Source organism: Wolbachia endosymbiont of Glossina morsitans morsitans (assembly GCF_000689175.1).
Taxonomy (GTDB): Bacteria; Pseudomonadota; Alphaproteobacteria; order Rickettsiales; family Anaplasmataceae; genus Wolbachia; species Wolbachia pipientis.
Window position 1 is genome coordinate 1 of record NZ_AWUH01000162.1, and the last position, 1,340, is coordinate 1,340.

The window sequence follows — 1,340 nt, forward strand, 5'->3', positions numbered from 1 at the left end:
AAATCAAAAATAAAGTAATAGATCTTTTAGTTATCACAAATGAACCCATAATTATCATTTATAGTATAACCATCATATCATATATTTCTTTAATGTACAAAAATTAAGAAAGAGTATTTCCAATTAAATAATTATTCTCTACGCCTGTAACATTAACTTTCACAATACTTTTAGCTTGCGCTCTTGATTCAAGCTTTATTAATGCAAAATTTTCTGCTCTACCGACATTATTTTGCTCAACCAGAACACTTTGCTTAGTGTTGATCAAGGATTGACAAAAACTGCTCATAATTTCTTTATTTACTTCTCTTAAATTTTTTACTCGTTCTTTACGCACATTCTCTGGCACTTGTGGCATTCGTGCAGCAGGTGTATTTTTCCGCTCTGAATATGGAAAAGCATGTAGGTAAACTATATTTGTTTTTTTCAGTAAATCAACTGTATCCTGAAACATTTCATCAGTTTCTGTTGGAAATCCAGCAATAATATCAGCGCCAAATGCTATATTAGGCCTCAAGCTCTTCATTTTATGACAAAATTCTATCACTTGTTCTCTGTTGTGACGACGCTTCATTCTCTTTAGTGTTAAATTATTACCAGATTGTAGACTCAAATGTAAATGAGGCATAAGTCTTGACTCATTAGCTATTAAATCCATTAATTCGTCGTCAACTTCAGCAACATCGATAGAGGAAAGTCTTAGCCTCTTCAACTCTGGTATATCCTTTAAAACTCTCCTAATCATTGAACCAAGTGATGGCTTACCCAACAAATCTGTACCAAAGTCAGTAATATCAACCCCTGTGAACACTACTTCTTGATATCCATTTTCTACAAAGATCCTGATTTGCTCTATAATACTGTTTATTGGCACAGATCGATTATTCCCTCTTGCCTCGGTAATTGAACAAAATGTGCAGCTATGATTACAACCATTTTGAATTTCAATAAATGCCCTTGACTTATCTTCAAATCCATTAATTAGAACAGGTTCTACTTGGTTATCACTGACCAAGATTTTATCGTCATTTAGTAAGTAATTTTCAGCTTTTAGCTTATCTTGATTACCGAGCACTTTACTTACACCAGGAATGCTACTGTAAACTTCTGGATCCAACTGAACAGCACAACCAACTACGATAATTTCTTTATTTGGATCATTTTTGTAAATCTTACGTATCTTTTGCTTTACCTGACGTTCTGCTTCGTTTGTCACTGCACAGCTATGCACCACAACAACATTTTCTCTCTTTGCTTTTTTTAATGCTTCTTTGATTAACTCGCTCTCGTAAAAATTTAGACGACAACCAAATGTTATCACTTCATTCATGTTAGTATTT

The 1,340-nt window shown here is 33.3% G+C and carries 1 protein-coding gene; it reads right to left on the bottom strand.

Going from position 1 to position 1,340, the window contains the following annotated elements:
• Positions 1 to 103: 103 nt before the first annotated feature.
• On the bottom strand, positions 104 to 1,330 hold the full coding sequence (gene mtaB / locus WGMM_RS04085; protein WP_038250488.1) for a tRNA (N(6)-L-threonylcarbamoyladenosine(37)-C(2))-methylthiotransferase MtaB: 1,227 nt from the start codon (positions 1,328 to 1,330) through the stop codon (positions 104 to 106).
• Between the last annotated feature and the right edge of the window lie 10 nt (positions 1,331 to 1,340).

What these genes read in the sequence shown, in the direction of transcription:
- mtaB (WP_038250488.1), bottom strand. Translation starts at nt 1,330, where the DNA reads ATGAATGAAGTGATAACATTTGGTTGTCGTCTAAATTTTTACGAGAGC.